The 5335-nt window shown below is 60.1% G+C and carries 4 protein-coding genes; 1 reads left to right on the forward strand and 3 read right to left on the reverse strand.

The features are described from left to right. A partial coding sequence (locus tag AC5DC2_RS18765; RefSeq protein WP_491699566.1) for an ATP-binding protein occupies positions 1-1242 on the reverse strand: 1242 nt, incomplete at its 3' end. A 235-nt stretch (positions 1243-1477) separates the two neighbouring features. Next, complete coding sequence (cckA, locus tag AC5DC2_RS18770) at positions 1478-4078, reverse strand: cell cycle histidine kinase CckA (protein WP_491699567.1); 2601 nt, start codon at positions 4076-4078, stop codon at positions 1478-1480. 361 nt (positions 4079-4439) lie between these two features. Between cckA and AC5DC2_RS18775 the strand changes: the two genes are divergently transcribed. Next, positions 4440-4802: a flagellar biosynthetic protein FliO gene (locus tag AC5DC2_RS18775; protein ID WP_371260677.1), complete on the forward strand. Its 363-nt coding sequence runs from the start codon at positions 4440-4442 to the stop codon at positions 4800-4802. Between the two features lie 141 nt (positions 4803-4943). On the opposite strand, the gene dksA is transcribed toward AC5DC2_RS18775, so the two are convergent. Next, a partial coding sequence (gene dksA / locus AC5DC2_RS18780; RefSeq protein ID WP_491699568.1) for an RNA polymerase-binding protein DksA occupies positions 4944-5335 on the reverse strand: 392 nt, incomplete at its 5' end.

A 5335-nucleotide genomic window follows, 5' to 3' on the forward strand; every position in this document is an offset into this window, starting at 1 on the left:
CACGAAGTGAATCACGAAACGGCGGAAATCGGTAGGTAATTCGAGGCGTCCATCTGTGCGGTCGGTCGAATTTATCCGGTCAAGCACGACCCAATAGGCGTCATGCTCCATAGCATCGAGCGCAACCTCCGCGATCGTCGCTATACGTTCTTCGCTTTCACGATAGAATCGCTGCAAGATTCGATGGAGGGCTTCCTCGGCGTAGCGTCGACGGTGTTCTGGAAGGTCTTTAAGTCTAGCATCCAACTGCTTCTTCAACCGAGCCAACTGAAGGTTCATATCGCGCGAGTGGCTCTCCTTCAGGCCTTTTTTGACGATCGATTTCACATGTGATTGGATTTGTTGGAAAGCCTTGCTGTTCTCGACCACTCCGCCCCAATCTGCAGTTACGAAATGATCGTTACCCTCGACATCAACCTCTCCGTAGACTCGCTGCGAGAGTTTGATGGGAACTTCCTCATCATCTTCCAGACCAAACATCATCGGTTTCCCAACGACCTTCCCGTCTACCTTCAGGACGATACCCGGTGACTTGGGAGCTTTCTTGCCGTCTGCAATTGTAAACTTCAAACGAACTGAACCGGCCTGTGTAAGAGTTTGCTCGACTTCCCGTGTTACGCCCGGAATATCATCGACCGATAACTGAGCCCCATTTACGAATACCTTGAAAGCATATTCCCGACCGTATTCGTGCACGAGGATTTCTCGGAAACGATCGGGCGTTGGGAAATTCAAACGACTATCGAGTCCTGACAATGTAATTGTCGTGCCAGCATGAGCTTTGCCAGCATCATCTTCCAAGAACGGTAGAGGCACAGCTTCTAGGTCATTCTCATTCTCGGCAAGGACGAGCTTGTCGATCGTTAGACTGCACTTCCGACCTCGGGCGACCGCCAGAACATCCATCCGGTTCGCCAACGATAACCCGGCAAATTTTCCAATGCCCTTGCGACCCTTAACCTTCCGCTTCAGCACAGGAGTCCGTTCACCTGTACGCGACCGCTTATCGCTAGCGATGTTCAGGTATTCGTTTCTCATTTCCAGAGGTGTCATTCCCGAACCATCGTCGCGCACAATAATCGGATCAGAGGACATAGGCGCTGGCAATGTAATCCAGACATTTTGGGCGTCGGCGTCCCATGCATTGTCAACCAGCTCTTTTAAGGCTGCCTCGCTCGAACGATATGTCTCACCCAGAAGTCTTGTCAGTCGTGTATTAACTGAAAAATGAATATCATCCACGAAAGGCTCTCCCGACCCGCATGTACTTCAGAGGTAGCAGAAGAATTAGTATCTGTAACCTTCGTCAATTTGCATCCACAGGAAACAGCGCAGCGCGTTACCCACTCTCGATCCGCGATCGGTCGACCTATACCATAGTGGCAAGCGGCAGCTTCCAGGCCATTATTTATATAGCCAACCCTAATACGGAAAGACTTGACCCACCCCGGTCGCCAACCGCCCCCCGCCAAAAACCTCACCCCTCCCGGATCATCTCCCACACGGCCGCCACCAGCTGCTTGAGATTATACGGCTTCGGCAGAAACCCGAACTTGGCGTCGTCCGGTAGGTTTTTCGCAAAGGCGTCGTCGGCATAGCCGGAGACGAAGATGAATTTCAGTTCCGGATATTGCTTGCGCGCCTCGCGCAAGAGCGTCGGCCCGTCCATTTCCGGCATGACCACGTCGGAGACGACGATGTCGACCGCGCCTTCCAGCTTTTCCAGGATCTTCAGCGCATGCACGCCGGTATCGGCCTCGTGCACGGTGAAGCCGCGCATTTCCAGCATGCGCTTGCCCGAGCGGCGCACGGCGTCCTCGTCTTCCACCAAGAGCACCACGGCCGACTGGCCTGTGAGGTCCATATCCTCCTCGCGCGGCGCCTCGTTGTCGCTCTCATTGCCCTCGGAGAAGGCCGAGGCGATCGGCTGGCCCTTGTGGTCCTTCGGCGCCTCGACCGTTTCCTCGGTTCCCACACGCTGATGGCGCGGCAGGAGGATGATGAAACGCGTGCCCTTGCCGACCTCGGAGACGGCGTTGAGGAAACCGCCCGACTGGGTGACGATGCCATAAACCATGGCAAGGCCAAGCCCGGTGCCCTTGCCCACGTCCTTGGTGGTGAAGAAGGGTTCGAAGATCTTGTCCAGCACCTCCGGCGGAATGCCCGTGCCGGTGTCGGCCACCTCGATTTCCACGTAATCGCGTTCCGGCACCTCGCGCAGGCCAAGGCCTGCCACCTCGCCCGCGGCGATATTGCGGGTGCTGATCGTCAGCGTGCCGCCGTCCGGCATCGCGTCGCGCGCATTGACGCAGAGATTGGTGATCACCTGGCCGAACTGGCCGGGATCGGTCCGGACCGGCCACAGATCACGGGCGAAATCGGTCGTCAGCCGGATATCCGATCCGCCGGTCAGCCGCTCGATCATCATCCTGTTGTCGCCGATGACGTCGTTGAGATCGACCACTTCCGGCCGCATGGTCTGCTGACGCGAGAAGGCGAGCAATTGCCGCACCAGCCCCGAGGCGCGGTTGGCATTGCGCTTGATCTCGACCAGATCGGCGAATTCCGGGTCGGAGGCCCGCGACTGCAGAAGCAGATGGTCGGCCGAGAGAAGAATGGCCGTCAGCACATTGTTGAAATCATGGGCAATTCCGCCGGCAAGCGTGGCGACGGCGTTGAGCTTCTGCGTGCGCGCCATCTGCGCCTCGAGCGCCTTCTGCTCGCTGATCTCGATGACATAGACAAGGGCGACGGCATCCGGCCCGCAATCACGCGCGGCATGGACGAAGACCCGGAAATGGCGGGCATCATCGCTTGCGTGGCGCATCTCGAAGGGGGCGATCTCGCCCTGCCCGTCGGCGGCTGCGGCCAGCGCGTCGCGCGCCTTCTGCCGGTCGCCCTCCTCGATCAGCCCGCCGATGCGCGCGCCCCGGCCAACATCCTCGCGCTTCAGGAGGTCGCTGAACATGGCGAGGAAACGCGCATTGGTGGTCAACAGGCGACCGTCGCGATCAAGCGTCGCGATCGCCATCGGCGTGTCGTCAAAGAAGCGGCCCTGTCCGCCAAGGCCCGTTTCGGCGTCCCTGCCTTCCTCGCGCTTCAGCACCACGGTGCGGCTTTCGGCCGGGTGGCCGTCGCGGCCTCCGATCATGTCATGCAGCAAGGTCACCGGCATATGACGCCCCGATGGCAGACGCAGCGAGGCCTCGACCGTCTCGCTCAACCGCTGCCCCGGCTCGGCCTCAAGCGTGTCGAGAAGGGTCATGCCCTCGCCGCCGATCACATCGGCAAGACGCACCGTCCCGGCGACGAAACCCGCCAGGTCGATGCCGAGCCAGCCGGCGAGCGTGGCGTTCAGATAGCGGATCTTGCCTTCGCCATCTGATGTCAGAAAGCCGACCGGCGCATGATCCAGATAATCAATTACCTTCTGCAACTCCTTGAAATAGCGTTCCTGTTCCTGCCTCTCCTCGGTAATGTCGGAGATCTGCCAGATGTTGAAATTGCGGGTGTGGGCGCGGCTGTCGGTCACCGGAAAGAACCGGGCGCCGAGGCGGTACCAGCGCGCCTCCCCCTTGCCCGAAAGCGGGTGCGCCAGGCGGAACTCCTCCTGGTCGTCGTCACCGCCGCGCACCGACTGCGTCAGCCTGTAGAGCACTTCGGAGCTCTCCGGCTCCTCCGACAGCAGGGCCTCGAGACTGGGCGGCAGGCCGCCATCCGTCGCGCCTGTCAGCCGGCCATAGGCCGCATTGGCGTAGACCATGCGGTCACGGTGGTCGGTAATGACAACGGCCTGGGGGAACTGATCCAGAAACGGACCGGCAAAGCTGTTCTGCCGGGCGCCGGGAAAGAGCTGGGCCAGGCCGGTCAGCACGGCAAGGCCGAAAAACACGCCAAGAACCGCGAAGAGCCCGAGGATCGCCAGCAGGATATCCTCCGGCAGATAGCCGCGATACTGATAGCCGATCGTGACGATCACCGCCAGAATGAGCAGAACCAGCGCAAGCTTGGCGACAACGCCGGAGCCGGGCCCTCGCCTGATGACGGGCTTGGCAGCCTTTTCGCTCTGTCGATCCATTGCAACCTCATCATCTGCGCTCTGCGGCGGGCACCATCAAAAGCGCATAGTCTTCGCATCTGTTGTCCCGCGGACCGGGAGCCGCCCCGTCCGCCCGTCAAACCCTGCCCGAACACGGCAAGCTTCAGCCATTCTGGCGCGTGACGATAGGCTGAAATGCTTAATTTTGGGTATTGGGCCGGCAAAACGGCGGAGCAGGTCGCACGTCGCTTCAGTTTCCGCCTTGAAGGCGCCGGCCAAAACGTTGATATTCCGGTCACACCGCGCATGAAACCATTGCGCGAAACGCCACGCCCGGCCACACTTCTGGTCGGGCCCTTTTTGAAGAAGCCCGCAGGGTGAAAGACATATGATGGGAAACATGACCTTCAGCAACGCCATTTTCGATTTCCCGCTTCTGTCGCTGGGCGTCATCGTGCTGGCCGTTCTGGCGATCTGGTTCCTGCTGCGCCACAGGCCGCCATCCCCCTTCATCAAGGGCGGCAAGAACAGAAGGCCGCGGCTCTATGTCGTGGATGCCGCAGCCGTCGATGCCCGCAGGCGCGTGGTGCTGGTGCGGCGCGACAATGTCGAACATCTGGTGATGATCGGCGGACCCAACGATATCCTGCTCGAAACCCGGATCCCGGCCCCCATCGGCACGCGCCACAAGCCCGAAACGGCTCAGCCGCCGGCAAAGAGCGAACAGCAGAAGCCGTCCGACGGCGAGCGCGACAGCGCGTGATTCGCAAACGGCACGCCGTTGATGACACGGCGCAGCCGCGAAAGCCGTGCCGCAAGACACCCGCGGCGCCTCATTTCGACAGTCGCAATACCAAACCAAAAGGCCGCGTCCTCATTGGACGCGGCCTTTTGGTGTGTTCTGCTATTCGTCGCGATAGACTTTCTCGCGTCGCTCGTGGCGTTCCTGCGCCTCGATCGACAAGGTCGCGATCGGCCGCGCATCCAACCGCTTCAGGCCAATCGGCTCGCCGGTCTCCTCGCAATAACCGTAGGTCCCGTCGTCGATCCGCCGCAATGCCGCATCGATCTTGGAAATCAGCTTGCGCTGACGGTCTCTCGCCCGCAATTCGATGGATCGGTCGGTTTCGGAAGAGGCCCGGTCTGCAAGGTCCGGATGATTGGCGCTTTCGGCGGCCAGGTTGTCGAGCGTTTCGCGGGCTTCCCGCAAAATGTCATTTCTCCAGGCGATCAGTTTCGCCCGAAAATAGGCCCGCTGGTTGGGATTCATGAACTCTTCGTTATCGGAGAGAACAT

The organism is Martelella sp. (assembly GCF_984369615.1).

Excerpts from the sequence above, each read along its gene's own strand:
- cckA (WP_491699567.1), bottom strand. The coding sequence starts at position 4,078 with ATGGATCGACAGAGCGAAAAGGCTGCCAAGCCCGTCATCAGGCGAGGG.
- AC5DC2_RS18775 (WP_371260677.1), top strand. The coding sequence starts at position 4,440 with ATGACCTTCAGCAACGCCATTTTCGATTTCCCGCTTCTGTCGCTGGGC.